Annotated in this window: 12 protein-coding genes and 1 pseudogene; 4 read left to right on the forward strand and 9 right to left on the reverse strand. The window is 71.8% G+C overall.

Annotated features, from left to right (window positions below; translation table 11 throughout):
• Window positions 1-121: 121 nt before the first annotated feature.
• Complete coding sequence (locus AB0L33_RS33085; protein WP_365687290.1) at window positions 122-2,755, reverse strand: ABC transporter permease/substrate binding protein; 2,634 nt, start codon at window positions 2,753-2,755, stop codon at window positions 122-124.
• A complete protein-coding gene (locus AB0L33_RS33090) occupies window positions 2,748-3,812 on the reverse strand; it encodes a betaine/proline/choline family ABC transporter ATP-binding protein (RefSeq protein ID WP_365687291.1) in 1,065 nt (354 codons plus the stop codon). The genes AB0L33_RS33085 and AB0L33_RS33090 overlap by 8 nt, the downstream gene beginning before the upstream one ends.
• A gap of 320 nt (window positions 3,813-4,132) precedes the next feature.
• Between AB0L33_RS33090 and AB0L33_RS33095 the strand changes: the two genes are divergently transcribed.
• Together AB0L33_RS33095 and AB0L33_RS33100 are read left to right on the forward strand one after the other, a co-directional pair.
• The gene (locus AB0L33_RS33095; protein WP_365687325.1) at window positions 4,133-5,041 is read left to right on the forward strand and encodes a 5'-3' exonuclease; all 909 of its coding nucleotides are present in this window, start codon (window positions 4,133-4,135) and stop codon (window positions 5,039-5,041) included.
• Between the two features lie 89 nt (window positions 5,042-5,130).
• A complete protein-coding gene (locus AB0L33_RS33100; RefSeq protein ID WP_365687292.1) occupies window positions 5,131-5,973 on the forward strand; it encodes a siderophore-interacting protein in 843 nt (280 codons plus the stop codon).
• Window positions 5,974-6,027: 54 nt separating this feature from the next.
• Here AB0L33_RS33100 and AB0L33_RS33105 read toward each other — a convergent pair whose 3' ends face one another.
• From AB0L33_RS33105 to AB0L33_RS33115, 3 genes are all read right to left on the reverse strand, one after another.
• Window positions 6,028-6,807: an ABC transporter permease gene (locus AB0L33_RS33105; RefSeq protein WP_365687293.1), complete on the reverse strand. Its 780-nt coding sequence runs from the start codon at window positions 6,805-6,807 to the stop codon at window positions 6,028-6,030.
• Window positions 6,804-7,814, reverse strand: a complete 1,011-nt coding sequence (locus tag AB0L33_RS33110) for an ATP-binding cassette domain-containing protein (protein ID WP_365687294.1) — start codon at window positions 7,812-7,814, stop codon at window positions 6,804-6,806. The genes AB0L33_RS33105 and AB0L33_RS33110 overlap by 4 nt, the downstream gene beginning before the upstream one ends.
• A gap of 191 nt (window positions 7,815-8,005) precedes the next feature.
• Window positions 8,006-8,641 (reverse strand): PadR family transcriptional regulator, encoded by a 636-nt coding sequence (locus tag AB0L33_RS33115; RefSeq protein ID WP_365687295.1) that lies wholly within the window; start codon window positions 8,639-8,641, stop codon window positions 8,006-8,008.
• Between the two features lie 207 nt (window positions 8,642-8,848).
• On the opposite strand from AB0L33_RS33115, the gene AB0L33_RS33120 reads away from it, so the two are divergent.
• Window positions 8,849-9,433, forward strand: coding sequence for a sigma-70 family RNA polymerase sigma factor (locus tag AB0L33_RS33120; protein ID WP_365687296.1), 585 nt, complete (start codon window positions 8,849-8,851; stop codon window positions 9,431-9,433).
• Window positions 9,430-10,191 carry an anti-sigma factor gene (locus AB0L33_RS33125; RefSeq protein WP_365687297.1) on the forward strand — a complete coding sequence of 254 codons (762 nt, stop codon included), beginning with the start codon at window positions 9,430-9,432 and terminating at the stop codon, window positions 10,189-10,191. Before AB0L33_RS33120 ends, AB0L33_RS33125 begins: the two co-directional genes overlap by 4 nt.
• A gap of 19 nt (window positions 10,192-10,210) precedes the next feature.
• On the opposite strand, the gene AB0L33_RS33130 is transcribed toward AB0L33_RS33125, so the two are convergent.
• From AB0L33_RS33130 to AB0L33_RS33145, 4 genes and pseudogenes are all read right to left on the reverse strand, one after another.
• Window positions 10,211-11,032, reverse strand: coding sequence for a DUF1295 domain-containing protein (locus AB0L33_RS33130; RefSeq protein WP_365687298.1), 822 nt, complete (start codon window positions 11,030-11,032; stop codon window positions 10,211-10,213).
• A gap of 113 nt (window positions 11,033-11,145) precedes the next feature.
• A pseudogene (locus AB0L33_RS33135) lies at window positions 11,146-12,408 on the reverse strand (class I SAM-dependent methyltransferase); the annotation flags it as partial.
• On the reverse strand, window positions 12,405-13,127 hold the full coding sequence (locus AB0L33_RS33140; RefSeq protein ID WP_365687299.1) for a DUF1365 domain-containing protein: 723 nt from the start codon (window positions 13,125-13,127) through the stop codon (window positions 12,405-12,407). The pseudogene AB0L33_RS33135 and the gene AB0L33_RS33140, both read right to left, overlap by 4 nt.
• Window positions 13,124-14,398, reverse strand: a complete 1,275-nt coding sequence (locus tag AB0L33_RS33145; RefSeq protein ID WP_365687300.1) for an FAD-dependent oxidoreductase — start codon at window positions 14,396-14,398, stop codon at window positions 13,124-13,126. The genes AB0L33_RS33140 and AB0L33_RS33145 overlap by 4 nt, the downstream gene beginning before the upstream one ends.
• Window positions 14,399-14,427: the final 29 nt, after the last annotated feature.

The following is a 14,427-nucleotide window of genomic DNA, read 5'->3' on the forward strand; positions in this document are numbered from 1 at the left end:
CTCGGCCAGGCGCCGGACTCCAGCCGGCGGTAGGTCCCGGGGGTGCGGTGCAGCAGCTGGTCGACCTGATGCTGGGAAAGGCCGGGTGCGCTGCGGCCCTGGTGAGGGCCGGTGACGGCTCCTACTGGGGGGCCATCTTGTCCGCGATGCCCGGGTTCTTCTCCAGCCAGGCCTTCACGGCGTCCTCTTCGTGCCCTGTACCGCGCTTCTGGATCTGGTTCTCCAGGCCGGCGAGCTGCTCCTCGCTCAGCTTGAAGTCCTTGAACCACTTCGTCAGCTGCGGGTAGTTCTCCGGGAACTCCTTGGAGGCGATGGTGTGCAGCCGGTCGCCCTCGCCGAACGCCTTCTTCGGGTCCTGGAGCTTGGTCATCTTGTACTCGCTGTACGCCCAGTGCGGGGTCCACAGCAGCACGGCGATGGGCTCCTTCTTGGCGTACGCGCGCTTCAGCTCGGCGAGCATGCCGGGCGTCGAGGAGTCGACGACCTTGTACTCGTCGTCCAGGCCGTAGGCCGGGAGCACGTTCTTCTTCAGGTTCTCCATCGTGGCGGTGCCGGGCTCGATGCCCACGATGCGGCCCTTGAACTCCGAGCTCTTGCCCTTGAGGTCGGCCAGGGACTTCACGTCCTTGACGTAGTCGGGCACCGCGACCTCGATGGAGGTGGGGCCGTACCAGGAGCCGATGTCCGTCAGCTTGGAGCCGTACTTGTCCCAGTAGTTCTTCTGGGTGAAGGGGAGCCAGCCGTCGAACTGCACGTCGATCTGGCCCCGCGACATCGCGGTGTACATCGGACCGACCTCGAACTGCTTGAGGTTGATCTTGTAGCCGCGCTCCTCCAGGACGGCCTTCCACAGGTACGTGGCGGCGATGTCCTCCTCCCAGGGGAACCAGGCCATCTCGACCGGGCGGTCGCGCTCGTCCTTGCCGTTCGCACCCTTGGCCGGGGCGGACTTCTCGACCGGGGTCCACTTGTCGGCGACGTCCGGGTTGGCCTTCAGCCAGGTGCGGACGGCCTCCTGCTCCTTGCCGGAGCCGCTCTTCTGGATCTGGGCCTCAAGGCTGGTGAGCTGGTCCTCGCTCATCTTGAAGTCCTTGAGCCACTTGCCGACCTCGGGGTTGTCCCCGGTGAAGCCCTTGCGGGTCAGCGTGTGGATGCCGTCGCCCTTGCCCCAGAGGTTCTTGGGGTCCTTGAGCTTGGTCAGTTCGAACTGGTTGTACGCCCAGTGCGGCGACCACAGCGGGACGACGATCGGTTCCTTCTTGGCGTACGCGCGCTTCAGCTCGGCCAGCATGGACGGCGTGGAGCCGTCGACGACCTTGTACTCCTTGTCCAGGCCGTAGCCCGGCAGGATCTTGTCCTTGAGCAGGCCCATCTCACCGGCGCTGGGCTCGATGCCGACGATCCGGCCCTTGAAGTCGGACGCCTTGCCCTTGAGGTCGGTCAGGGACTTCACGTCCTTGACGTACGTGGGAACGGCCAGCTCCAGCGAGGTGGGGCCGTACCAGGAGCCCATGTCCTCCAGGCGGTCCTTGTACTTCTTCCAGTACGAGGCGTGGGTGACCGGCAGCCAGGAGTCGGTCTCGAAGTCGATCTGGCCGCTCGCCATGCCGGTGTACAGCGCGCCGGCCTCGTACTGCTTGACGTCGACCTCGAAGCCGCGCCGCTCCAGCAGCTCCTTCCACAGGAAGGTGGAGGCGATGCCCTCGTCCCACGGGATGTAGCCCATGCTGATCTTCTTGCCGGCGCCGATGTCCTTCGTGCCGGAGGCCGCGACGGCCTCGTCGTCGGAGGAGCCGAAGATCCCCATGCCGCCGGCGACGAGCGCCAGGGCGACGACGCCCGCGACGGCGACGACCGGCTGCGGGCGGTGGTGCCAGATCTTCAGGCCGCCGGCCATCGACTGGGCCTTGGCGAGCGCGCGGCGGGCGAGCGGGGAGACCTCGCGGCCCAGGGCGCTGGTCATCCGGTCCAGGTACATGGCCAGGATGACGATCGAGACACCGGCCTCGAAGCCCAGGCCGACGTCGACGTTGCCGATGGCCCGGTAGACGGAGCCGCCGAGGCCGCCGCCGCCGACCATGCCGGCGATGACCACCATGGACAGGCCCAGCATGATGACCTGGTTGATGCCCGCCATGATCGTGGGCAGCGCCAGCGGCAGCTGGACGCGCAGCAGGGTGTTGCGGGAGGTCGTGCCGAACGCCTCGGCCGCCTCGACCAGCTCGCCGTCGACCTGACGGATGCCGAGTTCGGTCATCCGGACGCCCGGGGGCAGCGCGAAGATGATGGTGGCGATGATGCCGGGAACGACACCGACGCCGAAGAAGATCACGCCGGGGATCAGGTAGACCATGGCGGGCATGGTCTGCATGAAGTCCAGGACCGGCCGGGTCACCGCGCTCACCGTCTTGGAGCGGGAGGCCCAGATGCCGAGCGGCACGGCCAGCACCAGCGTCACGATCGTCGCGACGAGCACCAGCGTGAGCGTGTCCATCGCCTCGTCCCACAGCTCGACCGAGTCGATGAGGGCGAAGCCGACGAACGCGAGCACGCCGGCCAGCAGGCCGCGCAGCCACCAGGCGATGACGGCGACGATGCCGGCGAAGAGCAGCGGGGCCGGGGCGGAGAGCACGGCGGCGATGCCGTCGAACATGCCGCTCACGACGGAGCTGATGAAGTCGAAGAGCCAGGAGAGGTGGTTCTGGAGCCAGTCGACCGCGGAGTCGACCCAGTCGCCGAGATGGAGCCTAAACACCGGCCACCTTCTTCAGCGAGGTCGTGGCGTCCTGGGGAGCCCGGGCGGGGGTCATCGGCTCGCCGAGCACGGCGAGCAGCCGCTCACGGGGCACGACGCCGAGGAGCTTGCCCTTGCCGTCGGTCACGGCGACCGCGACTCGGCTCTGCGAGCAGGGCGTGAACAGCTCGATGATCGGCGTGGACTCCGTGACGGTGGCCGGGGTGGCCCGGAGCACGTCCTCCGTGTTCCGGATCTCCTTGCCCTGGTCGCAGACGGTGCCGATGACCGTGTCGGTCTCGGCCATGATCGCGCCGGCGGTCAGCACCCGGGCACGGTCCACGTCCTGGGTGAAGGAGGCGACGTAGTCGTTGGCCGGGGTGACGAGGATGTCCTCGGCGGTGCCGAGCTGGACTATCTCGCCGTCGCGCATCACGGCGATGCGGTCGCCGAGGCGCATGGCCTCGTTGAGGTCGTGGGTGATGAAGACGATGGTCTTCTTCAGCCGCTTCTGGAGCTCCAGGAGCTGGTCCTGCATGTCCCGGCGGATCAGCGGGTCGAGCGCGCTGAAGGACTCGTCCATGAGGAGCAGGTCGGCGTCGGTGGCGAGCGCGCGGGCGAGGCCCACGCGCTGCTGCATGCCGCCGGACAGCTCGTCGGGCCAGGACTTCTCCCAGCCGGCCAGACCGGTCAGCTCCAGGGCCTCGGTGGCGCGGCGGTTGCGTTCGGCGCGCGGGACGCCCTGCACCTCCAGGCCGTACGCGGCGTTCTCCAGGACGCTCCGGTGGGGGAAGAGCGCGAAGTGCTGGAACACCATGCTGATCTTGGTGGAGCGGACGCGGCGGAGCTCGGCGGGGCTCAGGGCGGTCAGGTCCTGGCCGTCGAAGAGCACCTGGCCGGAGGTGGGCTCCAGCAGGCCGTTGAGCATCCGCAGCAGCGTGGACTTGCCCGAGCCGGACAGCCCCATCACGACGAAGATCTGGCCCGGTTCGACGGTGAACGAGGCGTCGATCACCGCTGCGGTGGTTCCGTCGGCGCGCAGCGCGTCGCGGCCTGTGCCGCTCCGCAGCTTCTGCACGGCTTGATCGGGTCGTCTGCCGAACACTTTGTACAAGTGCTCGGCTTGCAGCCTGGACACATACACCTCACGCGTTGAACCGAGAACGGTCTGCCTCCCCCGCCGGCAGACCGTGGAGCGGCGCGGATTCTGTCCGCATGGCACATGCACTAGTTGAAAATGCGACGTGGGCCGCTCCGATGGCGCGCCTGCCCCCGCTTACCCGGAGCAAACGCAAGAGTGACCTGGATCACATAAAACACCCTGGTTTTCCGGGAACCGCGTCCGCGGCGGCCCCTGTCGGTGCCGTGCGGCATCATCGGCGTGTGACGCGACGCCTGATGCTCCTCGACACCGCTTCCCTCTACTTCCGCGCCTACTTCGGCGTGCCCGACTCGGTGCGCGCGCCGGACGGCACCCCGGTCAACGCCGTGCGCGGCCTGCTGGACTTCATCGGCCGCCTCGTGCAGGACCACCGGCCGGACGACCTCGTCGCCTGCTGGGACGCGGACTGGCGGCCGCAGTGGCGGGTCGACCTCATCCCGACGTACAAGGCGCACCGGGTGGCCGTCGAGACCGGGGCGGGCGTGCCCGACGAGGAGGAGACGCCGGACACGCTGGCCCCGCAGGTCCCGGTCATCGCGGCCGTGCTGGACGCGCTGGGCATCGCCCGGGTCGGCGCCGAGGGGTACGAGGCGGACGACGTGATCGGCACACTGACCGGGCGGGCCGCCGGACCGGTCGACATCGTCACCGGCGACCGGGACCTGTACCAGCTGGTGGACGACGCCCGCGGGGTGCGGGTGCTCTACCCGCTGAAGGGGGTCGGCACCCTCCAGGTGACGGACGAGGCGTGGCTGCGCGAGAAGTACGGGGTGGACGGCCCCGGGTACGTGGACCTGGCGCTGCTGCGCGGCGACCCGAGCGACGGGCTGCCGGGCGTGCCCGGGATCGGCGAGAAGACCGCGGCGAAGCTGCTGGACGCCTTCGGCGATCTGGCCGGGATCATGGCCGCGGTCGACGATCCGTCGGCGAAGCTGACGCCCTCGCAGCGCAAGCGGCTCGACGAGGCCCGCGCCTACGTGGCCGTCGCGCCGAAGGTGGTGCGGGTCGCCGACGACGTACCGCTGCCCGGCTTCGACCCGGCGCTGCCCGCCGCGCCGCGCGATCCGGCGGCCCTCGACGCGCTCGCGACGCGGTGGGGGCTGGGCGGGGCCCTCCAGCGCCTCCACTCCGCTCTGCGATCCTGAGGTGTTAAGTTAGGTGACCCTAAGGCCGATGTCCGCATCGGGGGCATCGGTTGGCGGTTTTCCGATTCCGGCAGCAGGGAGCAGACCTCGTGGCAGATCGACCGGAGCGGCGGGCACCGAAGGCCCAGGGGGCGCAGGTCCTGCGCACCGAGCAGATCACCCCGCACATGATCCGGGTGGTGCTCGGCGGCGACGGTCTCGCCGGGTTCGCGCTCGCGGGCTTCACCGACCACTACGTCAAGCTGTGCTTCGCGCCGGAGGGCGCGGACTACACCCACCCCTTCGACATGGCCCGCATCCGCGAGGAGTACCCCCGCGAGCTGTGGCCCACCACCCGTACCTACACGGTGCGTTCCTGGGACCCGGCCGCCCGGGAGCTGGCGATCGACTTCGTGGTGCACGGCGACGAGGGCCTCGCCGGGCCCTGGGCGGCGCGCGCGAAGGCCGGTGACCAGGTGACCTTCCTGGGCCCGGGCGGAGGTTACGCCCCCGACGCCTCGGCGTACTGGCACCTGCTGGCGGGCGACGAGAGCGCGCTGCCCGCCGTCGCAGCCGCGCTGGAGCAGATGCCGGCGGGCGCGGTGGTGCACGCGTACGTGGAGGTGGCGGACGCGGCGGAGGAGCAGAAGATCGCCACGCCGGACGGCGTCGAGGTCACCTGGCTGCACCGGGGCGGCCGGCCGGTCGGCGAGGCGCTCACCGAGGCGGTGACGGGGCTGGAGTTCCCGTCCGGCCGGGTCCAGGCGTTCGTGCACGGCGAGGCGGGCTTCGTCAAGGAGATCCGCCGCCACCTGCGGCTCGAGCGCGAGATCCCCGCCTCGCAGCTGTCGATCTCCGGCTACTGGCGGCTCGGCCACGACGACGAGGCGTGGCGCTCCGTCAAGCGCGCCTGGAACGAACAGGTGGAGCGCGAGCAGGAGAACGCGGCCTGACCTTCGTACGCGGTGCTGTGCCCCGGTCCGGTGGACCGGGGCACAGCCGTTTCGTCAGACCGACTTCTGGTACGAGCGGAACGTGCGGGTCGACAAGGCCACGGCGGCCACGGCGAGCAGCAGCAGCCCGCCGCACCGGGTGACGACCAGCTGCCAGTCGGGATCGGCGCCCAGCGCGGAACGTCCGGCCACCATGGCCCAGTTGACCGGGTTGAAGGCCGCGATCTCCCGCATCCAGCCGGGCATCTGACTCGGGGCCATGAACGACGAGGACAGGAAGGTGAGCGGCATCATCAGGAAGGTGTTGATGCCGATGATCGACTCCCGCTGCCGCACGATCATGCCCACCGCGTTCGAGAGCGCCCCGAAGACGGTGCCGAGCAGCACCGAGGCGGCGACCAGGATCAGCAGCCCGGCGGCCCCGCCCGGATAGCCGGCCCCGGCCGCCCGGCCGAGCAGCAGGATGACGACGGACTGGGCGGTGTTGGCGATGCCGTTCTGTACGACATTGGCGTTCATCAGGGCGTTCCGGCTGACCGGCGTGGTCAGGAAGCGGTTGAGCGTGCCGCGCTCGATCTCCTCCAGGGTGCCCATCCCGGCCCACATGCTCGACCCGAGGGCGCTCATCACGACGATGCCGGGGACGAGGTAGTCCAGGTAGGAGGTGGTGCCGAAGCCGCCGAGCTCGACCACCTTCCGGAACAGGTTGCCGAAGAGGAAGAGCCAGATCACCGGCTGGATCAGGGCCATCGCGAGGAACACGGGCTGCCGGAGGATCGCCGCGAGCTGACGCTGCGTCATGTACCAGGTGTGGACGAGGACCTGACCGCTCATCGGGCACCTCCCGCGAGGGCGGGCTCGGGGGCGGTCGCCGCGACCTCGGACTCCGCGTCCTGGAAGCGGCGGCCGGCGTACCGCAGATAGACGTCGTCCAGCGAGGGGCGGGCGACGGTGGCCGCCGCGACGGTGGCCCCGGCCTGTTCGAGCGCGGCCAGCAGCACGGGCACGGCCGCTGCGCCGTCCTCGGCCCGGACGCTGACCCGGCGCCCCTCGGCCACCGCCTCGTGGACCCCGGGCAGCCCGGTGAGCGCGGTGACGGCCTCGGGACCGGCGGCCGCGCGCAGTTCCACATGGACGGCATCGCCGCGCAGCTCGCCCTTGAGCTCGTCGGGGGTGCCCTCGACCACGACCCGGCCGCGGTCGACTATCGCGATGCGTTCCGCGAGGCGGTCCGCCTCCTCCAGGTAGTGCGTGGTCAGGACGATGGTCAGGCCCTCGTCGCCGGCCAGCCGGGATATCTCGTCCCACATCGCCGTACGGGCCTCCGGGTCGAGCCCGGTCGTCGGCTCGTCCAGGAAAAGCACCTCGGGGCGGTGCATCAGCCCGAGTGCCACGTCCAGGCGGCGCAGCATGCCACCCGAGTACCCCTTGACCAGGCGCTTCCCCGCGTCCGCGAGGGTGAACCGCTCCAGCAGCTCATCGGCGCGGCGCTGCACGGCTGCGCCCCGCATCCCGTAGAGCCGACCCTGGAGGAGCAGGTTCTCGCGGCCGGTGGCGACCGGGTCGGCGCCGGACTTCTGGGCGACAACACCGATCGCGCGGCGCACCCGGTCCGGGTGGGCGAGGACGTCGTGCCCGGCGACGGCGGCGGTCCCGGAGTCGGGGCGTGCGAGGGTGGTGAGGATCTTGACGGTGGTGGACTTCCCGGCACCGTTGGGCCCGAGGAGCCCGAAGACGGTGCCGGCGGTGACGGTGAGGTCCATGCCGCGCAGAGCGGTGACCCCTCCCGGATAGGTCTTGACGATGTGTCGCGCCTCGACAGCGGGCGCACGGGTGCTCATGACGGAGCTCTCCTGTGGTCGGCCGGGCGTCCGGTTCTCCGGACGCCGTCGAGCCGGTCCGTGCAGGAGTGCCGGGCTATCCTGGGTGTGCCGCACCTCGATCGCCCGGGCCGCCTCCACGGTCGTCCGGCTTTGGGGTTCGAGACCCCGGCGCGGACCGCTGCAACGGCCCCGCCGGGGTCTTTTTCTGCTTACTCGCGGTCTTCGAGGTCCTGCCATTCCTGCGGGACCTCACCGGTCTCGTGGAACGACCTCCACTCCTCGATGCCGCTGATGGTGGCCTCGCCGATCTCCTTGCGGAAGGTACGGATCCACTCCAGCTGCGCCTCCAGCATGTGGAGCTGGTACTCCGTCTCCACGACGAAGACGCGGGGCACCGAGTCCCCGAGCTGGGCGAGCACCCCGCGCAGCGCCGCGGCCCGCACGATCTGCGCCTGCTCGCGGTCCACGAGGAGCTCGTCCACCTCCTCCGGGGGCAGCGCGGGAAGCAGGGCCAGGGCCGTGTCGAAGACCGGATACTCCTCGGCCGGCACCGCGATCAGGTCGGACAGCCAGTGCAGCATCTCGGCGCGCCCGGCCTCGGTGAGGCCGTACAGCGTGCGCTCCGGGCGGTTGCCCTGGCGTTGTACGCCCGCCACCTCGACGTATCCGTGCTTCTCCAGGTTCTGGACGACGGTGTAGAGCGAGCCGAAGTTGATCTTCACGCTGTGCTGCTTGCCGCGCCTGCGGAGGGTCTGGGCGATCTCGTACGGATGCATGCACCGCTCGGCGAGCAGCACCATCACCGTGAGCGCCAGCGGATTGCTGAGCTTGCGCCGCTTGGCCACCGCAGCCCCACCTCCGAACTTTCCCTCGCCCCCGAATACTCGTGGCCGAACATAGCTCGATTTCCGAAGACGCGTCAACCACGATGTATCGCGTTTCTTGGCCGGTCCTCCGCGGGGTCGTGGAAGGATCCCCGGATTCCGGCCAATCCGCCGGGGCACCGGCTCCGAATCACCCTGGAGAGCGATGACCACCGAAGGGAACCCCGCGTGAAAGAAGCCGTGTACATCAGCGGAACGGCCTCGGCGGGGCCGGACCTCCAGGAGCTGATGGGACGGGTCGCCCGGGGCGACCAGGACGCCTTCGCCCAGGTCTACGACGTGGTGAGCGGCCCCGTGCTCGGGCTCGTCCGCAGCGTGCTGCGCGACCCCGCCCAGTCGGAGGAGGTCGCCCAGGAGGTCCTGGTGGAGGTCTGGCGCACCGCGTCGCGCTTCCAGGCGGCCCGGGGCAGCGCCATGAACTGGGTGCTGACCCTCGCCCACCGCCGCGCCGTCGACCGGGTCCGCTCGGCGCAGGCGTCGGCAGCCCGGGAGCACAAGGCCGCCCTCCTCGACCGCACTCCCGCCTTCGACGAGGTCACCGAACAGGTCGAGACCCGGCTCGAACGCGAACAGGTGCGCCGCTGCATGCGGACGCTGTCCGAGCTGCAGCGGGAATCCGTCACCCTGGCGTACTACCGGGGGCTCACCTACCGCGAGGTGGCCGAACTGCTCGCGGTGCCGCTCGGCACGATCAAGACTCGACTGCGCGACGGGCTGATCCGGATGCGCGACTGCCTCGGGGTGGCCTCATGACCGACGCCGGACTCCACACGCTGACGGGCGCCTACGCCCTGCACGCCCTGCCGGACAACGAAAGCCGGGACTTCGAGCGCCACCTGGGCGACTGCGAAGCCTGCTCCACCGAGGTGCGCGAACTCTCCGAGACCGCGACCCGCCTCGGCCTCGCCGTCGCCGCCCCGGCCTCCCGCGAGCTGCGGGAGCGGGTGCTCCGGGAGATCACGACCGTACGCCAGGAGCCGCCCGCCCTCCCCCGCCGCGAGCGCTCCCCGGACCGACGGCGCGGCGCGGCGCGGTGGTCCCGCTTCGCCCTGGCCGCCTGCCTCGCGGCGGCGGCGGGCTTCGGCGGGATCGCCGTGTGGCAGCACCAGGAGGCGCGGGACGCCCAGCGGCAGGCGGACGCGGCCCGGCTCCGGGCCGAGCAGGTGGCCCGGGTCCTCGCCGCGCCCGACGCGAAGACCGCGTCCGGCACGCTGGACGACGGGGCGCAGGGCACGGTGGTGGTCTCCCGGAGCGAGGACCGGGCGGTGTTCCTCGCCTCCGGGCTGCCCGAGGCACCCAGCGGGAAGGTCTACCAGCTGTGGTTCGCCGACGGGGGCACGATGCGCCCGGCGGGCCTGATGCACGCCTCGGGCCCGTCCTCGACCACGTACACGGCGCTGCTCGAAGGCCCGGTCGACGGGGCCACGGGCATGGGCGTCACCGTGGAACCGGCGGGCGGTTCGGCGCGGCCGACCTCGGACCCGGTGGCGCTGATGGAGCTGCCCGCGTGAGCGGCGGCCGGTCCGGGGCTCACCGGACCGGCCCCCTTCGGCTCCGGCGCGGCGGGCGCGGAAAGAAGCCGCTGGTGCGCGCGGCGTACGCGGCGAAGCCGGGGCGGTCGGCCATGTGCCGTTCCAGGAGGGCCTTGCCGCTGCCGCCGATGAGCAGATACGTCATCAGGGCGGGCGCGACCAGTGTGGCGGCCGCGGCGGCCGGGGCCTGGCAGACGATCAGGAACAGGCCCCACCAGACGCAGAAGTCCCCGAAGTAGTTGGGATGGCGGGTCCAGGACCAGAGCCCTTGGTCCATGATCCTGCCCCGGTTGTCCGGGCCGGCCTTGAAACGGGCCAGCTGGTGGTCGCCCACGGCCTCGAAGAACATCCCGGCCGCCCAGAGCACCGCTCCGGCCCACGCCAGGGCGTTCACCGGGGCGGTGAGGTAGCCGGCCGCCTGCACCGGCAGCGAGACCAGCCAGACCAGCGCGCCCTGGAGGAGGTACACCTTGCGCAGGGCGTAGAGGTCCGGGTCGCCGGGCGCCTTCGCAAGCATCTTCGCGTAGCGCGGGTCCTCCCCGTGACCACGTCCGCGCCGGGCGATGTGCCACGCCAGGCGCAGCCCCCAGACCACGGTGAGCGCCGTGACGAGGAGCCTGCGCCCGGCGTCCCCCTCCCCCGCCGACAGACCGTACGAGACGAGGGCGACGGCGGCGAAGCCCAGCCCCCAGGCGACGTCCACGCCCCGGTGCAGGCCTTTGCGGACCCCGGCGGCGAACGCGACGAGCAGGACGATCAGCGCGGCGCCCGCGCAGGGCGCGAAACCCCGCGCGAACGCCTCCCAGGCGAAGCCGCTCACCCCGCGTCCCCGGCCCTTCGCAGCACCTCGCGGCCGGCCGGCATCCCGGACTCCCCGTCACCACCGGGCCGGACGGCGAGGATCTGGTCCACGCCCCTACGGTCGTCTTCCCGACGGGTCAGCAGCAGCTGCCGCACATCGAGGTAGCCGGAGCGGAAGCCCGCTTCGGAGTAGGCGAGGTAGAGGGTCCACATGCGGCGGAAGGTCGCGTCGAAGCCGAGGGCGTCGACGGCTTCCGCCTGTTCTGTGAAGCGTTCGCGCCACAGCCTGAGCGTTTCGGCGTAGTGCGTGCCGAAGCCGTCGGACCGTTCGACGCGCAGCCCGGTGTGGTCGGCGGTGGCCCGGTCGATGGCCTCGGTGGACGGGAGCTGACCACCCGGGAAGATGTACTTCTGGATCCAGGTGAAGGTGTCCCGCCCTGCCCGCATCCGGTCGTCGGGCATGGTGATGGCCTGCAGGGCGATCCGGCCGCCGGGGCCGAGCAGCCGGTCCAGGGTCCTGAAGTAGACGGGCCAGAACTCGGCGCCGACCGCCTCGATCATCTCGACGCTGACGATCGCGTCGTAGCTCTCCCCGATGTCCCGGTAGTCGCACAGCCGGACGTCGACCCGGTCCGCGTGGCCCGCCGCCGCGATCCGCCGGAGGGCCAGGTCGCGCTGTTCCCGGGAGAGGGTGACGGAGACGACCCGGGCGCCTCGGGCGGCGGCCCGGATCGCGAGTTCGCCCCAGCCGGTGCCGATCTCCAGGAGCCGGGTGCCGGGGCCGACGGCGGCGAGGTCGAGCAGCCGGTCGATCTTGCGGTGCTGGGCGGCGGGGAGCAGGGCCGGTTCGGCGGGGAAGCCGCGGAACACCGCGGAGGAATAGCTGAGCGTCTCGTCCAGGAAGAGCGCGAACAGCTCGTTGGACAGGTCGTAGTGATGGCTGATGTTCGTCCGGGCCCCCTCGCGGGTGCCGGTCTGGGCCTCGGGGTGGCGGCGCGCCCACAGTCCGCGCAGCCGTTGCAGGGGCCGCGGGACCAGGGTGGCGACCTCTCCCGCCAGGACCGTCAGCACGGCGACCGGATCGGGCGCCTCCCACTCGCGGGCCATGTAGGACTCGCCGAAGCCGATGAGCCCGCTCGCGCCGATCCTGCGGAAGAAGGCGTCGGGGTCGAGGACGTCCAGCAGCGGCCCGCCGAGCCCGATGTCCGCGCGCCCGCGGAGGCGCACGCGCAGCGGCAGCCGGGCCAGGGCGTGGCGGACGATCCGCTCGGCGGCGGCCGTCCGCAGCCGGGAGGCTCGGGGCAGGTTCACGACGTCCGGCCAGCGTGCCGGGTCGATGCCCGGGGCACGGGCGGGGGCGGGCACGGACGGGGTGCGGAACGTGGAGGCGGTCATCGCATGCCTTCCTGGGTGCGGTGGTGGGGGCGGGGGCGGACGGGCAGCCCGCGCAGGTAGAGGCGTATGCCGTGCAGCCGGATGGCGGCGGAGACGACGGCCGTGGACCAGGGGTGGCGCAGGGCGAGGGCGAGCAGGACGCGGGAGGTCGCCGGGCGCCGCTCACCCCGGACGGTCGCGGTGAACGGGCGGCTGCCCGAGCGCTCCAGGTGGACCGTCAGGCACAGTTCCGGCCCGGGTTCCGGCAGCCGCATCCAGTACTCGCCGTCGGTGCCGAAGAACGGCGATACGTAGAACTCCTTGCTGGTGACCGCCCGCCCCCGGTCGTCCGGGCGCAGCAGGTAGCAGTGGCGTTCGCCGTACGTGTTGTGGACCTCGGCGACCGTGCACAGCGGGGTGCCGTCGGCGCGCCGGCACCAGTAGACGGTCAGCGGGTTGAAGACGTAGCCGAATACGCGGGCCTGGCTCAGCATGAGGACGGTGCCGTCGGCGAGGTCGACGCCGCGCGCGGCCAGGAAGCGGGCGAGCCCGGCCCGGATGGTCGGGGAGGTCCCGCCGAAGTGGTCGCGGGCGTCGAAGCGTGCGAGGAAGCCCAGGGCGCGGGGCAGCGGCGGCGGCCCGTCGGGGTCGGTCAGCCACAGGTAGGTGCGGTGGCGGAAGCCGTAGCGGGTCGGCGCGGTCCGCAGGTGGGTGACCGTGCACGGGTAGAGGGCGTTCACCAGTCCACTCCCAGGGCCGCCGCGGCCTCGGCGCCCGAGCGGCAGCCGTCCTCGTGGAAGCCCCAGCCGTGGTAGGCCCCCGCGTAGGCGGTGACCGGCCCGGACAGGGCGGGGAGGCGGGCCTGGGCGGCCACGGACTCCGGGGTGTAGACGGGGTGTTCGTAGACCATGCGGGCGCGGACGAGGCCGGGGGCGACGCGGTCGGCGCCGTTGAGGGTGACGACGAAGGTCTCCGGGGCGTCGAGGCGCTGGAGCCGGTTCATGTCGTAGCTGACGGTGACGTGGGAGGCGTCGGCGGCGCAGTCCGGCATCAGGTAGTTCCAGGAGGCGCGGGCGCCGGGCGCCCCGGGCAGCAGCCGGGTGTCGGTGTGCAGCAGGGTCGCGTTGCGGGAGTAGCGGAAGGCGCCCAGGGTGCGGGTCTCGTCGTCGGTGGGGTCGGCGAGGAGGCGGAGCGCCTGGTCGGGGTGGGTGGCGAGGACGACGTGGTCGAAGGGCTCGGTGGTGCCGTCCTCGGTGGTGATCCCCACGCCGTCCGCGTGCCTCCGCACGGCGCGGACCGGGGTGGCGGTGCGGACGGCGGTGAGCTGCTTGGTCACGCGCTCCACATAGGCGCGGGAGCCGCCGGTGACGGTGCGCCAGGCCGGGGAGCCGCCGATCGTGAGCATGCCGTGGTGGTCGAGGAAGCGGAACAAGTAGCGCGCCGGGTAGCGCATCGCGGTCACCGGGTCGCAGGACCAGACCGCCGCCACCACGGGCGTCAGGAAGTGTGCGGTGAAGTACGGCGAGAAGCGGCCGCGTGCCGCGAACTCGCCCAGCGTCAGCGTGTCCGCGTCCGGTCCGCCGTCCCGCAGCAGCCGCCGGGCCAGCCGGTGGAAGCGGGGCACGGCGGCGAGCATCCGCGGATAGGCGGGATCGCGGAGGGAGGCCGGACGGGCGAGGAGACCGGCCGGGCCGCGGGCGCCCGCGTACTCCAGGCCGCATCCCTCGCACCGGACGGACATGCTCATCTCCGACTCCTGCGTGGGCACGCCGAGTTCCGCGAAGAGCCGCAGCAGGTGCGGGTAGGTGCGCCGGTTGTGCACGATGAAGCCGGAGTCCACGTGGTGCACGCGGCCGTCCGCCCCGGGCAGCTCGTGGGTGTGGGCGTGTCCGCCCACCCGGTCGTCCGCCTCGAACAGCGTCACGTCGTGCGTCCTGCGCAGGATGTGAGCGGCGGTCAGTCCCGCCACCCCGCTGCCCACCACGGCCGTGCGTCGCCGCCTGTCGCTCATCTCGCTCCCTCCGGCACCGGTCCCGGCGC

Source organism: Streptomyces sp. NPDC052299 (assembly GCF_040679335.1).
Taxonomy (GTDB): domain Bacteria; phylum Actinomycetota; class Actinomycetes; order Streptomycetales; family Streptomycetaceae; genus Streptomyces.

Bases quoted from the DNA above. Each gene is read 5' to 3' on its own strand.
- AB0L33_RS33145 (WP_365687300.1), bottom strand. From the start codon at position 14,398: ATGAGCGACAGGCGGCGACGCACGGCCGTGGTGGGCAGCGGGGTGGCG.
- AB0L33_RS33110 (WP_365687294.1), bottom strand. From the start codon at position 7,814: ATGAGCACCCGTGCGCCCGCTGTCGAGGCGCGACACATCGTCAAGACC.
- AB0L33_RS33125 (WP_365687297.1), top strand. From the start codon at position 9,430: ATGACCGACGCCGGACTCCACACGCTGACGGGCGCCTACGCCCTGCAC.
- AB0L33_RS33095 (WP_365687325.1), top strand. From the start codon at position 4,133: ATGCTCCTCGACACCGCTTCCCTCTACTTCCGCGCCTACTTCGGCGTG.
- AB0L33_RS33105 (WP_365687293.1), bottom strand. From the start codon at position 6,807: ATGAGCGGTCAGGTCCTCGTCCACACCTGGTACATGACGCAGCGTCAG.